Source organism: Terriglobales bacterium (genome assembly GCA_035651995.1).
GTDB lineage: Bacteria > Acidobacteriota > Terriglobia > Terriglobales > Acidobacteriaceae > DASRER01.
In genome coordinates, this window is the sequence record DASRER010000002.1 from 17281 (window position 1) to 36625 (window position 19345).

Genomic DNA, 19345 nt, shown 5'->3' on the forward strand with positions numbered 1-19345 from the left:
GGGTTCGCGTTTCGTCCCAAGGGAATATAATTTTCAGCAACTTGGGAACGCTCCGCCGCCTTACGGCTGAGGGCCGTTCTGCACCAGTCAAGGGGCCATTCTTTGGATGGCAGCTTTCATGTCGGCAGGTGGCGCGTCGAGCCGTCGCTGAACACCATCCACGCCGGCGAAACGGTGGTGCGCCTTGAGCCCAAGGTGATGCAGGTGCTGGTGTGCCTGGCCGACAGCCCCGGGCAGGTCTTGTCGAAGGACCACCTCATCCGCCAGGTTTGGGCCGATACTTTCGTAGGCGACGAGGCCCTGAAGCGCTGCATCTCCGAACTGCGCAAAGCCTTCGGTGACGACGCGCGCGAGCCGCGCATTATCCAGACAATCCCCAAGGGCGGCTACCGGCTGCTCGCGCCCGTGGCGGAAGCGCCCGCGGCGCCAGCCGGGGGCGATGGACGCAATGGCGGCGCCGCCGTGTCGGCGGAGACCGCGGCTCCGCCGTTTGCCAGCCTCGCTGACGCCAACAGGGCACGGGCCACGCTGCGCATTCCGATCGGCCCGCGGACGCTGGGCCTGGTCACGGTGACAGCCGTCGCGCTGCTGGCTCTGCTCGCGTCTCGCTTTTGGGGCAACCCGCACGCCGCACCGGCCCACACCGTCGGCACAGCGAGCACTGGCCGGGTGATGCTGGCCGTTCTCCCCTTCGAAAACCTGAGCAGCAATCAAGAGCAGGACTATTTCTGCGACGGGCTCACGGCGGAGATGATTTCCCAGCTCGGAAGCCTCTCCCCCGAACGTCTGGGCGTGATCGATTGGCTCTCCGCCAGCGATTACAAGAACACCAAGAAGAGCGGCGACGTGATCGGCCGTGAACTTGGCGTCAGTTACCTGGTCCAGGGGACAATCCGGCGCGCCGGCGACCGCGTGCGCATTACCGCGGAGCTGGTGAGCGCCAACAACCACAGCCACCTGTGGGGGAACAGCTACGAAGGCGACCTGCGCGACGTCTTCACGCTGCAAAGCAACGTGGCCCGCTCCATCGCCAGCGAGATCCAGGTGCGGCTCACGCCGCAGCAGGAGGCGCGGCTGTCGAGCCCGCAGCCGGTCAATCCCAAGGCGCACGATGTGCTGCTGGAGGGCATGCAGCTGGCCGAGAGGCCTTCCATGCCTGCAGTTCGTGGGAGCATTAAGAAGTTTGACGAGTCCATTCAGGCCGACCCGAACTATGCCGAGGCGCACGCGAAGAAGGCGTACTCCTATGTGGTCCTAGCTATGCACAACTCGGCGACGCCGGCGGAAGCCTACCCGCGGGCGCGGGCCGCGGCTGAGGACGCCCTGCGTCTCGAGGCCGAAAACGCCGCCGCGCACCACGTACTGGGCTGGATCGCCTGGCGGTATGACTGGGACTACGCAGCGGCAGAGAAAGAGGTGCGGCGCGCCATTCAGAACAGTCCCAACGTCGCGCTCTATCACGAAACCTACGCGCTCTTCCTCAGGAGCATGGGCCGCTTCGACGAAGCGCTCCGCGAAGCCAAGCGCACGGTGGAATTAAGCCCGCGCTCCGAGGTGAGCCATGCCAACCTCGGTACGCTACTCTTCCTCATGCATCACTACGACGAGGGAATGGACAGCTTCCGCCGGGCGATCGAGTTGAATCCCGGCTTAGCCTACGTGCACCAGCGCATGGGAGCGGCGCTGGCCGGCGCCGGCCGCTACGAAGGGGCCCTCCAGGCGCTGCAGCGAGCCGCCGATATCGAGAAAGATGACCCCGAGATCACGGCGTGGATGGGCTTCACCTACGCACAGATGGGCAGGCGCTCCACCGCCATCCGCCTGCTGGAGGACCTGGAGAACCTGGCGACGCGGCGCCCCGTGCCGTCGCAATGGCCGGCGCTGATCAGCATCGGCCTGGTGCACGACGCACATCCCCACCGCCGCGAAGATGCCTTCAAGTTCCTGGGCTTCGCGGTGGACGCGCACGAAAACTGGATGGTGTATCTCGACGTCGACCCGGTCTTCGCTCCCGTGCGTTCCGACCCGCGCTTCGAACAGCTTCGCCGCCGCCTGCATCTGCCTGAGCGGCCCATCTCCCAGAGACCGGCCTAGGGCGCGCGGAAGAACCACATCCGCGTGAAGAAATCGGCCGAGGTGAGCGCCAGCAGGATAGCGACGAACACCACCCCGGCGATGGCCGCTACGCGGTTCACCGGATCACTGTACTTGATGTGCATGAAGTACAGGCCCACCAGGCCGGCCTTGAATCCGGCAATGAGCAGGGCGACGACGATGCTCAACCGGCCAAGATCGTAGAACGAGAGTCCGGCGGTGACGGCAGTGAACACCATGAGCACCGCCCAGATCACGTAATAGGTCCTGACGGGAACCACGTGCTCGCTCATCCTGCATACCCCCGGTGCGCCACCAGATACAGCAGCGGATATAAGAAGATCCAGATCACGTCGATGAAGTGCCAGTAGAGCCCGAAGTTCTCAATCGGGTTGTAGTACTCGGGCGTGTAGTGTCCCTTCCACGCGAGCCACGCCAGCACGGCTGCGATGGCCAGCCCGATGGTCAGGTGCAGCGCGTGAATGCCGGTCATTACAAAATAAAAGCCGAAAAAAATCTGGCTGTGCACCGGATCGGCGCCTTCAAAGCGGAAATCCAGCTGCGGAATGTGGTGCTCGTGGTACTCGTCGGTGTATTCCACCGCCTTGATGCCGAGAAACACCGTGCCGAGCGCGATGGTGAGCAGCAAGAAGAGCGCGATCCGCTTGTGTCTTCCCACCTGCGCCGCGTGCACGGCGAGCGCCATGGTCAGCGAACTGCAAATCAGCACGCCGGTGTTGATGGTGCCGTACTTGAACAGGAGCGCGCGGCTGGCTTCGGCCCACGCCTGCGGGTAGAGGCCGCGATACACCATGTAGCCGGCGAAGAGGCCGCCGAAGAAGAGAATTTCGGTGACCAGGAAGACCCACATTCCCAGCGTCGCGGATTGGCGCTGCTGCTCCAAATCCGCAAACTGGAACGACAAGCGCTTCGCCGGCGCGGCTGCTTGATTAACGTCCAACGGGCACCTCGGCGTCGATCTCGGCGTAGTTGTAGGCTTCCCGCACCACCGGCCCAGAATCCGGCTCAAAGTTGTGCGTCGGGGGCGGCGAGGGCGACTGCCACTCCAGCCCGGCGGCGCGCCACGGGTTTGCGCCCGCGGCGGGCCCGTAGCGGATGGACCAGGCCATGTAGATCAGCGGCAGCACGTAGCCCACGCCAAGAATGGAGGCGCCCGCGCTGGAGAGCACGTGCAGGATCTGGAATTCTTCAGGGTACGCCCAGTACCGGCGCGGCATGCCCAGGTAGCCGAGGACGAACTGCGGGAAGAACGTCAGGTTGAATCCGATGAACGTAATGAGAGCGGCCAGTTTGGCCCAGCCTTCCGGATACATGCGCCCGCTGATCTTGGGCCACCAGAAGTGAATGCCCGCCATGTAACCCATCACGGCGCCGCCGACCATGATGTAGTGGAAGTGCGCGACCACGAAGTACGTGTCGGTCACGTGTACGTCAAGACCGAGCGCCGCGAGAAACAGTCCCGTCAGCCCGCCGATGGTGAACAGGCCGATGAAGCCCAGCGCGTACAGCATGGGCGTCTCGTACGAGACGGAACCTTTGTACAGAGTCGCCGTCCAGTTGAATACCTTGATGGCCGAGGGCACCGCCACCAGGTAGCTGAGCAGCGAAAAGACCAGCGCGGCGTAAACCGACATGCCGGCCACGAACATGTGGTGCGCCCACACCAGGAAACCGACCATGGCAATGCCGACGCTGGCCGCGGCCACGGCCTTGTATCCGAAGACGCGCTTGCGCGCGAAGCAAGGCACCACTTCGCTGATCACGCCCATGCTGGGCAGAATCATGATGTAGACGGCGGGGTGCGAGTAAAACCAGAACAGGTGCTGGAACAGCAGCGGATCGCCGCCGTAACGCGGGTCGAAGATGCCGACCTGCCACACGCGCTCAACCGCCACCAGCAGGATCGTAATCGCCAACACCGGCGTCGCCAAAATCATGATGAGCGCGGTCGCGTAGTTCGACCAGATGAACAGCGGCAGGCGCGACCAGGTCAAGCCGGGCGCGCGCATGCGGTGCACGGTAACGATAAAGTTCAATCCGGTGAAGATCGACGAGAAACCGTTCACGAAGATCGCGAGCCCCACCAGGATGACGTTTCCACCGGTATATCCGGTGCTGAGCGGCGTATAGAACGTCCAGCCGGTTTCCATTCCGCCGTTCAGCATGGCGTAGATCAGCATGACCCCGCTCAGCAGCCACAGGTAGAAACTGGCCAGATTGATCTTGGGGAAGGCCATGTCCTTGGCGCCGACCATCATGGGCACCAGGAAATTCCCCAGAACCCCGGGAATCGAAGGGATAAGGAACCACCACACCATGGTGATGCCGTGCATGGTGAAGAGCTTGTTGTAGGTATCGGCGCTGACTAGGTCGCCCGGCGGCGTGAGCAGTTCGAGGCGGATCAACAACGCGTAGAAGCCGCCGATAAAGAAAAAGAACGTAATGCCGAGCAGGTAGAGCAGGCCGATGCGCTTGTGGTCGGTCGTCAGCAGCCAGGACTTGATGCCCAACTGCTCGTTCAGGTAATGCTCGCGCGTATCAATGGACGTCTGCGTATGCATCACTACTTCACCTTCTCCCCTGCGGGCGGCACGTTCGCGGGCGCCGGACGGTTGGGGATGGGCTGGCCGGCGGCAACTGCTCCGCCGCGCAGAGATTTCACGTAGGCGATAAGGGCAAGCACGCCCTCTTCGTTCACCTGCGCCTGGAAGTTGGGCATGATGGGCTGGAATCCGGCGACGACCTTCGCGCTCGGATTCAGGATCGATTCACGGATGTAGCTCTCGTCGGCGACGAGGGTGCGGCCGTCGGCCAGGTGCACGGTGTTGCCGAACAGGCCCACGAGGTTAGGCCCGCGCGCGCCGCTGTCGGCGCGGTGGCAGGTGCTGCATCCCAGTTCCATGAAGAGCTTTTCACCGTTCTGCGCCAGCGAACCCGCAGTGGCGCCGCCGGCGAGCCACTGCTGATAATCGGCCGGCGACATCACGATGACCTGCCCGACCATCCCCGAGTGCTGCGTGCCGCAGTATTCGGCGCAGAAGAGGTGATAGGTCCCGGCCTTGGTGGCGTGGAACCACACGTGACTGTAGCGGCCCGGCAGGACGTCGCCCTTGATGCGGAAGGCCGGCACGAAGAAGCTGTGGATCACGTCCTGCGAGATCATGGTCATGCGGATGTCGCGCCCCACCGGAACGTGCAGTTGATTGATCTCGCGCTGGCCATCGAGGTGCTGGAACTTCCACATCCACTGCTTGGCGACGGTGTAGACCTCTTCCGCGTCACGCGGCGAGCGGTAGGCGTCGAAGTAAGTGTTGGCCCCCCAGACGAAGATGAACAGGAAGATCAGCAGCGGGATCACCGTCCAGGTGACCTCGAGCATGGTCGAGCCTTCGATCGGTTCGGCGAGATGGCGGGTCCGGCGATAGCGCACGGCGAAGAACGTGATGGTGAAGGCAATCGCCAGCGCCACCATGCCGCAGAGCGTCAGGAGAAAGATGTAGAGCGCGTCCACATGTCCGGCGTGGGTGGCGGCGCGATCGGGAAACAGGGGGAAGTTCCAGCCGGACATTTACGCCGCCCTCCCGCGCGTCTTCGTTTGCGAATCGCGGCGCACCATCACCACGATGAACGTGCCCAGCGCCAGCAATGTGAGCACACCGCCGGCGCGGACAAGATTCATCACGACCGGCGTGTATTTTCCCGTGCCCGGATCGTAGTGGTAGCAGAACAGCAGCACCTGGTCCACCACGCTGCCGATGCGTCCCTGCGAGGCTTCCATCAGTCCCAGCTTGAGATCACGCGGCGGGTACTCGATGCCGTAGAAGTAGCGCGCCAGCCGGCCTTGCGGCGTGAGCACCATGATGCCGCTGGCGTGAGCGAACTGCCGGCTGGCCGCGTCGTACTTGTAGCGAAACCCGACAGCGTCGGCGAGAGCGCGAATGTTCGCCTCATCGCCGGTGAGGAAGTGCCAGCCGGCATCGGCGCCCGCCCGGTGATAACGGCGCAGATAGAAGTCCCTCTTCGCGGCGGCTGACTCCGTCGTGTCCTGCGGATCGATGCTCACGGTCACGATGGTGAAGTCACGCCCGGCGGTGAAGCTGACGGCGCCGAGCGCGCTGGTCATGCCCGTCATCACTTCGTTGCACAACATGGGACAGGTGAAGTAGGCCAGGTTGAGTACGACCGGCTTGTGGCCGAAGTAGTCGCCGAGCTTGACTTCGCGCCCTCCTTCATCGCGGAACACGAGATCGAGCGGGACCTGCTGGTTCAGGCGCTGATCGAGGCCAATGTCCTGGAGCATGGGCGGTTTGGGATCGTCAGGCCGGTACTGCGCGGAAGCACACGGCAAAATGACAAAGGCAAAAGTGAGAACGGCGAGAGTCACTGCCGTAACGGCGCAAACTCTTGCCTCGTGCCTTTTTCCTTTTGCCTTGGCGTGCATCCGAGTTGAGCTGAACCGGTTCATTGTCCCTGCTGCTGCTTCCCTTGCGTCTTCGACGGTTGCGGTCCTGCCTTCGGCAGGCCGCGCTGTGCAACGATCTTCATCGCTTCCGCCACCGGGATGCGAACAACGCCGGCATTCTTGTCAATCCAGGCGTATCCGTTGAGCACCTGGTCTTCGGCGGCGCGCAGCCGTTCGAGATCGGCGACCGGGTTCGATTGCAGGCGCGGCTCGGGCGGCACGCGGCCGGAGTTGATCTCCGACATAGGCCCGGGCCGGCCATCAGCACGGCGAGCATTGCCCTCCATGTAGGTCGCCAGACCGAGCACCGCCAGGTGGACGATCAGCGCGAACACCGCCAGGAGCGCGACCGCAAAGACGATCATGCGGGCGTTGAGCTGCCGCCGTTCGTAGCCAACGTGAGGAGTGCGAACGTCCTCGGGTGGAACGCTGGAAGGCGAATTGGGTTGTTCAGTGCCCATCGTGCTCTTTTTCCAGTATCTGCTCCAGCATCGGGTCGTGTAATGGGACCAGGGGATGCCGTCGCAGGGTGTGAAAGAACGCCGCAAGCCACAGGCCGCCCAGGGCCGCGGCAGCGACGATGTTCATCCACGAGAACTGCATGTGGCCGCGCGTGTCGGCGAAGCTGGGCATGATCACCCAGTACAGGTCAACCCAGCGCATGACAATGATCCACAGCGCGAGCAAAGCAATCTTGTTGGCATCGCGCTTGAACTCCTGCGAGAGCAACAGGACGAATGGCAGCGCGAAGTGCGCCACGATCAGGAGCAGGCCGACGCTCTCCCATCCGCCGCGCGTCCGGTCCACGTACCAGGTGATTTCGTTCGGCAGATTGCCGGACCAGTAAATGAGTCCCTGCGAGAACGCCATGTAAGCCCACAGGATCAGGAAGGCGAACATCAGCTTGCCGAGATCGTGGACGTGCTCCTTCGAGATCAGATCGGCGAGCGGCCGATAGCGAACCAGCCAGGCCGCGATCACCAGGGCGAAAGCAAAGCCCATCAGGCCCTGCCCCGCCATGAAGTAGAAGCCGTAGATGGTGGAGTGCCAGTGCGGGTCGAGCGACATGACCCAGTCGATGGCGGCGAAGGTCATGGTGAAGCCGTAGAGCAGCAGGCCGATGCCGCCCAGGTTCTGATAGCGCTCGCGGAAGACGGCGAGTTGCGGCTCGTCCTGCTGGCGCGACCACTGCGTCAGCATCGCGGCCAGTACACACCAGACGACGAAGTAAAGGATGGCACGGCCGACGAACGCCGGCAGGTTCAGGTACTGCGCCAGGCGCTGAATGTGCTTGTCGCCTTCGACGATCTCGGGCCGCGCCCAGACAAACAGCGTGGGAAGGCCGATCAGCACCGGAATGAAGAAAAGCGCCATGAAGAACGTGTTCATGGCGCCTGCTTCGAGGATGCGGCGCACAACAAATCCCCACTGCGCGGTGACCACGTGCTGCACCATCAGAATCGCCAGGCAGCCCAGCGTGACGCCGAGGCAGAACATGTAGGCGACCAGGTAAGAGCGCAGAAAAGCCTCGGGTGCAACGATGACGGCGATGATTGAAGCGACCACGCCAATCACGCCGGCAACAAATGCGATACGCTCGGCGCGTTCGAGCAACTCTGGTCGCTCGAAGCGGAACTCGGCGGCGCGTGCGGACTCCCTCATCGGCGGCCTCCGGGCTTCTGCGCCGGCGCAGGCTGCGCGCTCTGCGTTCCAGGCTGCTCACCCGTGCTCGAGGCTGCAGGAGCCTGGGGCAGTTGTGCCGGCGTGCCGGCGATCCGGCCGCGTTCGGCCGGTGGCACGTCGGCAACCGGCGCATGCTGGCTGTACTGCAGCACGCGGATATAAGCGGCAATCGCCCAGCGGTCCGGAGGCGCAACCTGCGCGGCGTAGTCGGGCATGGCCCCGAAGCCGTGCGTCATCACGTCGAAGAAGTGGCCCACCGGGAAGGCCCGCGCCTGTTCGGTGTGGAACGATGGCGGATGGCGATATCCGCGCTGCACGATCATGCCGTTGCCATCGCCTACGCGTGAGTGGCAAGGCGAGCAGTAGATGTTGAAGCGCTCCTGCCCGCGCTGCAGGACCGCCTCGGTGACCGGGAACGGAATGGCGTCGCCGGGCTGGTTGGGCGCAATCATGCCGCTGTAGAAGTAGGCGTCTTCCTCAAGCTGCCCGCGAGCGACGGTGCCTGCCACCGGCGTGCGCGCGGTGCGCTGGTCGGCGAAGAAGTCGCTCTGCCGCAGCGGCAGCACCTTGGGCTGGTTGTGCATGTCCTGGCGGCACCCGGCAAGAGTGAGGACGAGCAGCAACGCAGCAGTGGCGAATTGTGGCCGCAAGCTAATCGGGCACCTCGGAAATGCTTTGCGGACCCAAGGTCTGCAGGAAGCGATAGGTCTCGGAAAGCGAAAACTGCGGGTCGCGCGACTCGATGACGAGGAAAAACTTGTCTTTCGTGACGGCGGCAAAGCGCGGCACATTGAACAGCGGGTGATACGGCTGCGGCAAGCGGTTCAGCGCCAGCATTCCGAACACCGCGGCCAGCGCCGCGCCGAGAATCGTCGTTTCAAACGTGACCACGATGAAAGCGGGCCAGGAGTGGAGCGGCTTTCCGCCCACGTTCAGCGGATAGGCGTACACCGAAATCCAGTACTGCAGCAGATAGCCGCCAGCGCCGCCAAGCACTCCGCCGAGCAGCACGATCAGCGGCACACTGGTCCGGTGGAAGTCGAGTGCCTCGGCAACCTCTTCGATCCCGAACGGCGAATAGGCGTCCATGCGGCGGTAGCCGGCTCGCCGCGCCGCCCACGTGGCCTCGGCGAGCTGCGTGGGAGTGGAGAACTCGGCCAGCAATCCGTAGAGGGGATTGCGCTTCATTTCTTCACCTCGGCTTCCGGCAGCAGCTCGCGCATTTCAAAGATCGAGATCATGGGCAAGCCGCGGATGAACAGCAGCATGCCGGTCGCGAACAGACCAATCGTGCCGATGTACACCGCCCAGTCCCAGCGCGTCGGGTAGTACTGGGCCCACGCCGATGGCAGATAGTCGTGCGACAGGCTTTGCACCACGATGACAAAGCGCTCCAGCCACATGCCGATGAGCACCACAACGCTCATGCCGAACAGCGCGGGCACGCTCTTGCGGAACCGCCGTATCCAGAGCACTTGCGGCACGAGCACGTTGCACAGGATGAGCGCCCAGTAGAACGGCGCGTATTTGCCGCTCATCCGGTTGGTGATCATCTGGATCTCGTACGGATCGCCGCTGTACCAAGCGATGAACGTTTCGATCATGTAGCCGTACGCCACCATCAGCCCGGTGGCCAGCATGACCTTGGCGGAGTTCTCCAGGTGATTGGCGGTGATGTAGTCCTCGAGGCCGTACACCTTGCGGATCGGGATGGCCAGCACCAGCACCATGGCGAAGCCGGAGTAGATGGCGCCGGCCACGAAGTACGGCGGGAAGATGCTGGTGTGCCACCCCGGCTCGACCGAAATCGCGAAGTCGAAACTCACCACGGTGTGTACCGAGATCACCAGCGGCGTGGCCAGCCCGGCAAGCAGCCGGTAGGCCGAGTCGTAGCGCTTCCAGTGGCGCGCCGAGCCGCGCCAGCCCATGGCGAGCACGCCGTAGATGATCCGCGCCGGCTTGCTCACGGCACGATCACGCAGAGTGGCCAGATCGGGAATCAGTCCCTGGAACCAGAAAAGCAGCGAAACCGTGCCGTACGTCGAGACCGCGAACACGTCCCACACCAGCGCGCTCCGGAATTGCGGCCAGATGCTCATCGTGTTGGGATACGGGAACAGCCAGTACGCCAGCCAGGCGCGCCCCATGTGCAGCAGCGGGAACAGCCCGGCGCAGACCACGGCGAACAGCGTCATGGCTTCGGCGAACCGGTTAATGGAGTTGCGCCACCTCTGCTTGAGCAGCAGCAGAATTGCCGAGATCAGCGTGCCGGCGTGGCCAATGCCGATCCACCACACGAAGTTGACGATGGCGAATCCCCAGCCGACCGGATAGTTCACGCCCCAGATGCCGACGCCGCGCAACAGCAGGTATCCGATGGCGAACGCCAGCATGGTGGTGAGGCCTGCGGCGGCAGCCACCGCAAGGAACCAGCCGACCGGCGTCCGCTTCGACAGGACGATGGCGCTGATCTTGTCGGTGACGGTGGCGAACGTCTGCCCCGGCGCGATCACGGCGGCGCCGCCGGAGCCAAGCTCCATCTCCGGCATCAGCTCGTCTTTGTGCTCGTGGTTGCGCTCGTCGGCCACTAGCTTCGCTCGCCTTCCAGTTCGGGATTCGGATTGCGTACGCCCGCGGTGTACGTGGTGCGCGGCCGCGTGTTCAGTTCGGTCAGCAGGCCGTACTCGCGCGGACCTTGTTTGCGCTTGCCGACCCTGCTGGCTTTGTCGTTGATGTCCCCGAAAACGATCGCGTCGGCCGGACACGCCTGCGCGCAGGCGGTGGTGAAGTCACTCTCGACGATGCGGCGATCGGCTTCTTCCGCCTCGATGCGCGCGCGTGTGATGCGTTGCACGCAATAGGTGCACTTCTCCATCACGCCGCGGCTGCGCACGGTCACATCGGGATTGCGCATCATCTTGAACTGCGGCGTGGTCCAGTCCTGGTAGAGCAGGAAGTTGAAGCGGCGCACCTTGTACGGGCAGTTGTTGGCGCAGTAGCGCGTGCCGACGCAGCGGTTGTACACCATGTCGTTCAGGCCCTCGGTGCTGTGCACGGTGGCGTGCACCGGGCAAACGTACTCGCAGGGCGCGTTCTCGCACTGCATGCACGGCAGCGGCTGAAAGAAGATGCGCGGATTGTCGGCGCTGCCCTCGTAGTAGGTGTCCACGCGCAGCCAGTGCATGGGCCGGCGGAACAGGACCTGCTTCTTGCCCACGACCGGAATGTTGTTTTCCGCCTGGCAGGCCACCACACACGAGTTGCAGCCCACGCACTTGTTCAGGTCAATCGACATGCCCCACTTGTAGCCGTCGTACTTGACCTCGGGATACAGCGTGAGCCCCGGCGGCGGGCCGGGCGCTTCTTCACGGGCGAACTTCGGATTGTGATGAAACTCTTCCAGCGTGGCCACGCGGACCAGCTCTTTGTTCGCCATGAACTGGTCGGGCTGGATGGTGGCGATGGGAATCTTGGCTGCGCCGGCCACGCGCTCGATTTTGCCGGACGCGGTCCACGGCGTAGCGTTCGCGCGCAGCGGATAAACGTTCACGCCGGCCCCGTTCGCGGTGTGGCCCAGCCGCGTGTGTCCCCCGCCAAGGAAGACCGTGACCGCGCCCTCAGGCTGGCCCGGCTGCACGTAAACGGGAAGCTGCACTCTGCTGCCGCCAACCGAGATTTCGACCACGTCGCGCGTGGTGACGCCCAGCCGCTTGGCGTCGTTCGCGTTCATCCACACCGGATTGTCCCAGGTGACGCTGGAGATCGGTTTCGGCAGCTCCTGGAGCCACGCATTGTTGCCGAAGCGCCCGTCGTAGAGCGTGGGATCGGGACGGAAGACGATCTCGAATTCGCCCTGAGATGCGGATGGAGCGCGGGCGCCCTCGCCCGCCTTCGCCTTTAGGGAAACAGTGATAGGTTTCAGCGCGGTGTCGGCCACGAAGCCGTCGTGCAGGGCGCGCCGCCAGAACTTCTCGAACGCCGGATTGCCCGCGGAAGCACCGGCCTGCGACGACGGCTTCGTGCCGCCGAACCGCTGCTCCCAGTAAGCACGGACAATCTCGTAGCTCGACTGATCAGGATTCGCCGTAAACGCAGCCAGCACCTCGTGCGCCGTTTTTCCGCCATACAAGGGCGCGATCAGCGGCTGAATAATGCTCGCAGTGCCATCATGCGCGCGCACGTCGCTCCACGACTCCAGATAGTGCGCCTGGTTGATGTGCCAATGGCAATACTCGGCCGTTTCGTTGAAGTGCGTGCCCACGTGAATGCGCAATGGGACGCTCGATATGTTCTGCGCGAAGCCCGCATCAGCGGGTGCATCGAAGACCGGATTGCCGCCCAGGATGAGCAACACGTCCACGCGCTTGGCGACAATGTCTTCCATCAGCGCGGCAAGCGACTGCGTGTGAATCTGCGGATCGGGCTCGATCGGCTCGGTGTAGAAGACCGTCTTGCCGACGTTGCCGAGTCTTGCGTTGAGTTCGTGAGCGAGCGCGTGGACCTCCGGCGGAGCGCAGTCGCCGGCGATAACCAGCGACGAGCCCGGATGCGCCGCCAGGTCCCGTCCCATTTGCACGCCGGTGCCGCCCATTCCGGCGCCTGAAATACCCGCTTCTCCGCCGATTCCAGCCGCCGCCAGCAAAGCGTGAGCGAATTGGACTACCTCCGACGCGCGGCGGCGCACCACATGGTCCGCCTTCGCCCCCGTATTCGTCGGCGTGCTCTCCACCGCATAAAACCGCAGCATCGGCTTGCCGCTCTCCGGGTCGCGCCGCGAGGCAAACTGGCGCGCGTACGTCTGGAAACCGGGACACGTGCTGTTGAGAAAATCCGCGTCGAGCGAGATGACGACGTCAGCCTGGTCAATGCGGTAGTGCGTCTCGACGATGCGGCCGTAGGCCATCTGCGCGCCGAGCTTCACGTTGTCGCGGTTGACCGGCTCCCACTGGTGCCAGCGCGCCGCCGGATATGTCTTGAGCAGCCCGCGAATCTGCCACGCCAGCGTCGGCGAGGTCACCGTCTGCGTCAGAATGCGGATCCCCGCGCCCTTGAGCCCAAGCTGCGCCGTAACCGGCCCGCGCACCGCGCCAATGAAGTTGCCCCAGGTGCGCACGTCGCCCAGGTGCTGAATGGTTTGCGAGCGGTCAGGATCGTAGAGATCGTAGAGCGAAGCCTGGGAGAACACATCGCTTCCGCCCAGGCTCGCCGGATGCTGCGGATTGCCCTCGATCTTCGTGGGCCGGCCTTCGTGGCTCTTCACCAGCATCGGGCGGCCGATGCCGCCGAGCGGCATTGCCGTGGCGTAGAAGTTCGGCTTGCCCAGAACAATCCCTTCCGGCTGCTGCACGTAGGGGACGATCGGCTCGAGCGGCTGCTTGGTGCACGCCGTCAGCCCGGCGAGCGCGAGCGTGACGCTGGCGAGCTTGAGGAAGTCGCGGCGATTGACCGCGTCCATCAATTCAGCCTCGCCGCCGGGAAATTGCGCCTCAACCGCGCGCACGAAGTCCGGCGTCTGCGCCAGCTCTTCCAGCGTGCGCCAGTAGCGCGGGCCTTTCGCGGCGCGAAGCTCGGCCGCTGGCTCTCGATTCCGGTCCTGGTCACTCTCGTTCATGCGTAAGCAATGCGCAATTGCAAATGCAAAATTCAGCCTCGCCGCCGCGCTTGTCTTTGATTTTCATTTTGCATTTTCACTTTGCATGCCCTACCGATGGCACGTGTTGCAACTGGTGATGTCCTGCACGCTGCGCAGGTGATAGTCGTGTTTCAGTTTGTTGCCCAGCGCCATCTGGTCCTTGGGCTGCTCGTAGGCCATGTTGAACACCTCCGACCGCGGCCGCAGGTTTTTCTCCGGGCTGCGATGGCAATCGAGGCACCACTCCATCTGCAAGGAGCTGGCGGCGAACGTGAGCGGCATCTGGTCCACCCGGCCGTGGCAACTGGAGCAGCCAATGCCCTTGTCGATGTGAATGCTGTGGTCGAAGTAAACGAAGTCCGGCAGATCGTGGACGCGTGTCCATTGCAGCGATTGCCCGGTGCGGAAGCTGTTGCGCACCGGTTCGAGGACGGGCGCGTTGGTCCAGATTTGCGAGTGGCAGTTCATGCACGTCTTGGTGGGCGGGATGCCCGCGAACCCGGAAACTTCGACCGACGTGTGACAGTAGCGGCAGTCGAGCCCAAGCCCGCCGACGTGGTGCTGGTGGCTGAACGGCACCGGCTGCGACTGCGCCACGCCCATGTAGGTAACGTAAGGCGAGCGCTGGATCGCTTCGCCCATGTAGCCGAAGGCCAGCAGAACGAACACCGCGCCAAAAATGGTGAAGCGCGATATGGACGTCGTGCTGCGGTGGAAAATTTGCGGCATCGGCCAGTGGTCCGTTCGTGCAGGAACGGCCGGCTTCGCCCCGGGGCTTCAGACATCTCCGCGACGCGCCGGAGAAACAGTGGATTATAGCAGCCGGACACGTCGTTCAATTTGTGTGTTCTTTTTTTGAAAACCGCGCTCGCTGGTAAGCTGCCGCTGCATCCAACTGTTCAGTTACTAATTCCTATGACATCTCAGGCGAGATCGTTTGCCCTTGTAACGCTCCTCCTCGCCGCCGTTTCCGCATATGCCGGCGAGGCCGACATCGTACTGAAGCCGGCGTCCACCGCCAGGTTCGTGATTTATGGCGACATCCGCTTCACCAATCCCGAGAACACTTCCCCGAGCGACCCGCAGCGGCGCAAGATGCTGGTGAATCACATTGCCGGCGAGCGGCCCGCGTTCGTGGCCATCACCGGCGACCTGGTGCTCAACGGCTCGAGCACCGCCGACTGGAGCGTCTTCGACGCCGAAATTGCGCCGCTGAAGTCGGCGGTGCCGATTTTCCCGGTGCTCGGCAATCACGATCTGCGCGGCAATCTCCAGAGCGCCCTCAAAAATTACTTCCAGCGTTTTCCGGCTTTGCGCAATCGCCGCTGGTACAGCATGCAGTTCGGCAGTGCGTGGTTCTTCATGCTCGACAGTTCCGCCGACCAGGTCGATGGCGACGAGTGGAAATGGCTCCGGTCGAACCTGGCAAGCCTTCCGGCAGACGCGAAATACGTGTTCTTCCTGATGCACCATCCGCCGATCACCCGCTCGTCGGACCGCATGTTCGGCGGAGGGCACTCGGCGCGCCCGCAGGAACAAAAGCTGATGGACCTGATTGAAGGCGCGCAGACGAGTTCGCGCGCACACTTCCTGGTGTTTTCCGGGCACGTGCACAACTACGAGCGCTACGAGCACGGTGGCGTGGAGTACATCGTCTCGGGCGGAGGAGGCGCCACGCCCTACATGGTGGACCGCCAGCCCGGCGATCACTACGCCGATCCCGGTCCCACGTACCATTACTGCCGCCTCACCATCACGCCGGAAGGGCTGAAAGTGGAAATGGTGAAGATGGAGCCGCAGCGTCGCGCCGCCGGCTGGTCGGTGCGCGACTCGTTTGAGCTGAGCGCCGGCGCGAGCACACGCGCACAGCCGGCCGGCCGATGACGGCCGCGTTCCGCCGCCAAGGTCTTTTCCCGCGCTGCCATCCCGCCATTCGCAGTAGAATTCCAGCATCATGTGGGGTGGCGCGCCGTGGCGGCGCGCCTCCGAATACGCTCGGAGGAATTATGCGAACCAATTTGGAAATCAATCGCCAGGCGCAAGAGGAGGCGCAGCGGGACAATCAGCGCAACGCATGGATCGTTACCGGCTACAGCATCTTCGGACTCGTCCTGCTGGTGGTGATCGCATACACCGTCGCGCAGTACGCTGTCAGGTAATTCAGCGCTCATTCACGGTGGCGGATCAGGACTTCAGGGCCGCGCTCATCCGCGTAAGCCCGCTGTAAGAATTCCAAGAAATTGGGGAGCGCTCACGCGCTCCCCGAGCTGCTCTGCTTCTGGAAACTAGACTCCGACCGGCTGCGCCACCTCCACGCTGGCCTCGCGCAGGAACTTCGCGGCTTCCTCCGGCGGTGTGGGATTGATGTAGAAGCCCGTGCCCCACTCGAAACCGGCCATCTTGGTGAGCTTGGGCATGATCTCGATGTGCCAGTGATAATAGTCGTTGGTCGTCTCCCCGACCGGTGACGTGTGGATCACCAGGTTGTAGGCGGGGTTTTCCAGCACCCGATCCATCTTGGTGAGCACGGTCTTCAATGCTTGCGCCAGGTTCTCGTAGATGTGCGACGCCGAATTTTCGAACGCCGACTCATGGCGCTTGGGCAAAATCCACGTCTCGAACGGGAACCGGGGCGCGTAAGGCGCCAGCGTCACGAACGCCTGGTTTTCGGCGACCACGCGCACGCTGGAATCCATTTCCTGTCGAATGATGTCGCAGAAGATGCAGCGCTCTTTGTATTTGAAGTATTCCTTGGCGCCTTCCAGTTCCTCCACCACCTGCTTGGGAAGAATCGGCAGCGCAATCAGCTGGCAGTGCGAGTGTTCCAGCGACGCGCCCGCCGCTTCGCCGTGGTTCTTGAAGATCAGGATGTACTTGAAGCGCTTGTCCTGCTTCAGGTCGAGGATGCGGTCGCGGAAGGCCCAGAGCACGTCTTCGATGCGCTTTTCCGGAAGTGAGGCAAGCGTCTCGTTGTGGTCGGGCGTCTCGATGATGACCTCGTGCGCGCCGATGCCGTTCATCCTGTCGAACATGCCCTCGGCCTGCCGGCCCAGGTTGCCCTCGATGCCGAGCGCCGGAAACTTGTTGGGCACCACCCGCACTCGCCAGCCGGGCGTGTCGCGCTCCGGCGGCGGCCCGCCGTTGGCGACGGTGCGATACGCGAGCACCTCCGGCGGCGTCTTGCTTTCGTTGCCCGGATCGAAGGGGCAGAAGCCGCCTTTCATTTTGACCTGATCGCGGGCGAAATCGGTGGGGCGTTTGGCGCGGTCCGTGGAAATGATCACCCAGCGGCCGACAATCGGATCCTTACGGAGTTCGGGCAAGGCTTGGTCCTTTCGCGAGAGTTCCTCGAAACATCTTAACCTATCCGAAAGGCGCCTTTGAATAAGGTGATTTGCGGAACTCTGGATCCGGAATCGTAGTACACGCTCACCACGTCAAAGCGATACGCCGTGCGCGGCGGCTGCCGTCGCAGAAATTCGCGCGCCATGCCGATCAGTTCCTCCTTCTTGGCGCGGTCAACGGCGGCTTCGGCCGGCTTCACGTCACGCGTGGAGCGAGTCTTCACCTCGATGAAGCAGAGCATGTCGCCGTCCCAGCCGATCAAGTCCACTTCGCCGGAGCGGCGTGGCGAGCGGTAGTTGCGGGCCACGATGACGTACCCCTGCTCGCGAAGGTAGAAGTACGTGGCCTCTTCGCCGCGGCGCCCGGTGGCAGCCTTGGCGGCCGCGGCCGGGTCCTTCGTTGCAGCTGACTGAGGGCGGCGCCAGCGCGCTAGCGTGTCGAACACGCCAATGGCAGCTCGGGTCAGGCGTCGAGGCATGCCGCAGATTCTACTTCGCCGGCGGCCCCGGCAGGTGTAGCCAAGCCGCACACGACATCGCCGAAGCGAATCACGCCTTCCGTCAGAATCTGCGCCCGCACGGTGGGCACAACCGGAGACAGCGGGAACGAACTTCGCCGACGCGACCTCGTTGAGCGAAATTGCCTGCGCATCAGGCGCGGGCGCGATGCAAATTGCTTCAACCCGCCCGTTCATCTCACGCTCCCTGCGGCTTACCCGCCACCCCCGGCGACCTTCTCGACGATCCCGATGCACTCCTCGAGAATGTCGAGCGCGATATCGGCCTGTTCAGCCGTCACGACGAGCGGCGGCGCGATGCGGATCGTGTTTGGCCCGGCGCCGAGGAAGAGGGCGCCGCGCTCGAACGCCAGATCGACAATCTTGTCGCGCTCGTCGCCGGCGCGCGTTTTCGTCTGCTGGTCTTTGACGATCTCCACGCCGATCATCAGCCCCAGGCCGCGCACGTCGCCAACCATCGGATGCTTCGCCGGCCACTGCCGCAGGCGCCGCATGATGTGCTCGCCGACTGCACGCGCATTGTCCTTGCCTTCGCGCTCCAGCACATCGAGCGTGGCCAGCGCCGCCGCGATGCACACCGGATTGCCGCCAAAAGTGGACGCGTGCGATCCCGGCACCCAGTCCATGATGTCGGCACGTGTGAGCGTCACGCCGAGCGGCATGCCGCTGGCGATGCCCTTGGCGATGGTCACAATGTCGGGCTCCACGCCGGCGTGCTGGATGGCCCACCATTTGCCGGTGCGTCCCGCGCCGGACTGCACTTCGTCGGCGACGAGCAGAATGCCGTTCTCGGTGCAGATGCGGCGCAAGTCCCGCAGAAACTGCGGCGGCGCGGGCAGGTATCCGCCTTCGCCCTGGATGGGCTCGACGAAAATTGCGGCAACTTCCTCCGGCGGCAGCGACGTCTTGAACAGTTTCTCTTCGATGAAGCGTGCGCAATCCACCGCGTACTGCGTGGCATCGCTGCCTGCGGGCCGGCGATACACATCCGGATATGGAACGTGCGTCACGCCCGGCACCAGCGGAGCGAAGCGGCGGCGCTGCTGCGGCTTCGACGCGGTCAAAGAGAGTGAGCCCATCGTCCGTCCGTGAAACGCGCCGTAGAACGCGATCACCTGCTGGCGTTTCGTGTGATAGCGCGCCAGCTTGAACGCGGCTTCGATCGCCTCCGTGCCCGAGTTCCCGTAGTACACCTTGTGCGGTCCGGGCATGGGCGCGATCGCCGAAAGGCGCTCGGCCAGCGTGACCATGTTCTCGTAGTAGAAGTCGGTGCCCGACATGTGGATCAGTTCACCCGCCTGCTTCTGGATGGCGGCGACCACGTCAGGATGGCAATGTCCGGTCGAGACGACGGCAATGCCCGCGGAAAAATCGAGGAACTGGTTGCCGTCCACGTCTTCCACCACCACGCCGCGGCCGCGCTTCACCACCAATGGATACGAGCGCGTATATGAAGGCGAAATGTATTTCGTGTCGCCGTCAAGAATGCGGCGGGCGTTCGGTCCGGGCAGCGGCGTGCGAATGCTGGGCGCCGTGGCCGGCGGCATGGTGTTCAGCTTGGTTGCCATGTTTTTTCTCCTGGGTCGGTTGT

18 protein-coding genes are annotated in these 19345 nt (G+C 63.7%); 3 read left to right on the forward strand and 15 right to left on the reverse strand.

Annotated elements, in window-relative coordinates:
- The first annotated feature begins 102 nt into the window (after positions 1 to 102).
- On the forward strand, positions 103 to 2094 hold the full coding sequence (locus tag VFA60_00105) for a winged helix-turn-helix domain-containing protein (GenBank protein ID HZQ90176.1): 1992 nt from the start codon (positions 103 to 105) through the stop codon (positions 2092 to 2094).
- On the opposite strand, the gene VFA60_00110 is transcribed toward VFA60_00105, so the two are convergent.
- The 12 genes from VFA60_00110 to VFA60_00165 form a co-directional block, all read right to left on the reverse strand.
- Positions 2091 to 2387: a cytochrome C oxidase subunit IV family protein gene (locus VFA60_00110; GenBank protein ID HZQ90177.1), complete on the reverse strand. Its 297-nt coding sequence runs from the start codon at positions 2385 to 2387 to the stop codon at positions 2091 to 2093. The genes VFA60_00105 and VFA60_00110 overlap by 4 nt on opposite strands.
- Complete coding sequence (locus VFA60_00115; protein ID HZQ90178.1) at positions 2384 to 3055, reverse strand: cytochrome c oxidase subunit 3 family protein; 672 nt, start codon at positions 3053 to 3055, stop codon at positions 2384 to 2386. Before VFA60_00115 ends, VFA60_00110 begins: the two co-directional genes overlap by 4 nt.
- Complete coding sequence (ctaD, locus tag VFA60_00120; protein ID HZQ90179.1) at positions 3045 to 4676, reverse strand: cytochrome c oxidase subunit I; 1632 nt, start codon at positions 4674 to 4676, stop codon at positions 3045 to 3047. Before ctaD ends, VFA60_00115 begins: the two co-directional genes overlap by 11 nt.
- 2 nt (positions 4677 to 4678) lie before the next feature.
- Complete coding sequence (gene coxB / locus VFA60_00125; protein HZQ90180.1) at positions 4679 to 5683, reverse strand: cytochrome c oxidase subunit II; 1005 nt, start codon at positions 5681 to 5683, stop codon at positions 4679 to 4681.
- On the reverse strand, positions 5684 to 6463 hold the full coding sequence (locus tag VFA60_00130; protein ID HZQ90181.1) for an SCO family protein: 780 nt from the start codon (positions 6461 to 6463) through the stop codon (positions 5684 to 5686).
- Between the two features lie 113 nt (positions 6464 to 6576).
- Positions 6577 to 7038: a hypothetical protein gene (locus tag VFA60_00135; GenBank protein ID HZQ90182.1), complete on the reverse strand. Its 462-nt coding sequence runs from the start codon at positions 7036 to 7038 to the stop codon at positions 6577 to 6579.
- Positions 7028 to 8239: a hypothetical protein gene (locus VFA60_00140; GenBank protein HZQ90183.1), complete on the reverse strand. Its 1212-nt coding sequence runs from the start codon at positions 8237 to 8239 to the stop codon at positions 7028 to 7030. Before VFA60_00140 ends, VFA60_00135 begins: the two co-directional genes overlap by 11 nt.
- The gene (locus VFA60_00145; protein ID HZQ90184.1) at positions 8236 to 8883 is read right to left on the reverse strand and encodes a cytochrome c; all 648 of its coding nucleotides are present in this window, start codon (positions 8881 to 8883) and stop codon (positions 8236 to 8238) included. The genes VFA60_00140 and VFA60_00145 overlap by 4 nt, the downstream gene beginning before the upstream one ends.
- 28 nt (positions 8884 to 8911) lie before the next feature.
- Positions 8912 to 9448 carry a DUF3341 domain-containing protein gene (locus VFA60_00150; GenBank protein HZQ90185.1) on the reverse strand — a complete coding sequence of 179 codons (537 nt, stop codon included), beginning with the start codon at positions 9446 to 9448 and terminating at the stop codon, positions 8912 to 8914.
- Complete coding sequence (gene nrfD, locus VFA60_00155; protein HZQ90186.1) at positions 9445 to 10848, reverse strand: NrfD/PsrC family molybdoenzyme membrane anchor subunit; 1404 nt, start codon at positions 10846 to 10848, stop codon at positions 9445 to 9447. The genes VFA60_00150 and nrfD overlap by 4 nt, the downstream gene beginning before the upstream one ends.
- Complete coding sequence (locus tag VFA60_00160; protein ID HZQ90187.1) at positions 10848 to 13871, reverse strand: TAT-variant-translocated molybdopterin oxidoreductase; 3024 nt, start codon at positions 13869 to 13871, stop codon at positions 10848 to 10850. The genes nrfD and VFA60_00160 overlap by 1 nt, the downstream gene beginning before the upstream one ends.
- 90 nt (positions 13872 to 13961) lie before the next feature.
- Positions 13962 to 14621: a cytochrome c3 family protein gene (locus VFA60_00165; GenBank protein HZQ90188.1), complete on the reverse strand. Its 660-nt coding sequence runs from the start codon at positions 14619 to 14621 to the stop codon at positions 13962 to 13964.
- Positions 14622 to 14807: 186 nt separating this feature from the next.
- Here VFA60_00165 and VFA60_00170 point away from each other — a divergent pair, with 186 nt between their 5' ends.
- Both VFA60_00170 and VFA60_00175 read left to right on the forward strand, forming a co-directional pair.
- Positions 14808 to 15776, forward strand: a complete 969-nt coding sequence (locus tag VFA60_00170; GenBank protein HZQ90189.1) for a metallophosphoesterase — start codon at positions 14808 to 14810, stop codon at positions 15774 to 15776.
- A 122-nt stretch (positions 15777 to 15898) separates the two neighbouring features.
- On the forward strand, positions 15899 to 16051 hold the full coding sequence (locus tag VFA60_00175; GenBank protein ID HZQ90190.1) for a hypothetical protein: 153 nt from the start codon (positions 15899 to 15901) through the stop codon (positions 16049 to 16051).
- Positions 16052 to 16177: 126 nt separating this feature from the next.
- Here VFA60_00175 and galT read toward each other — a convergent pair whose 3' ends face one another.
- From galT to VFA60_00190, 3 genes are all read right to left on the reverse strand, one after another.
- Positions 16178 to 17215 carry a galactose-1-phosphate uridylyltransferase gene (gene galT / locus VFA60_00180; GenBank protein HZQ90191.1) on the reverse strand — a complete coding sequence of 346 codons (1038 nt, stop codon included), beginning with the start codon at positions 17213 to 17215 and terminating at the stop codon, positions 16178 to 16180.
- Between the two features lie 35 nt (positions 17216 to 17250).
- Entirely contained in the window at positions 17251 to 17715 is a 465-nt protein-coding gene (locus VFA60_00185) for a YraN family protein (protein ID HZQ90192.1), read from the reverse strand.
- A 233-nt stretch (positions 17716 to 17948) separates the two neighbouring features.
- Entirely contained in the window at positions 17949 to 19322 is a 1374-nt protein-coding gene (locus tag VFA60_00190; GenBank protein ID HZQ90193.1) for an acetyl ornithine aminotransferase family protein, read from the reverse strand.
- Positions 19323 to 19345: the final 23 nt, after the last annotated feature.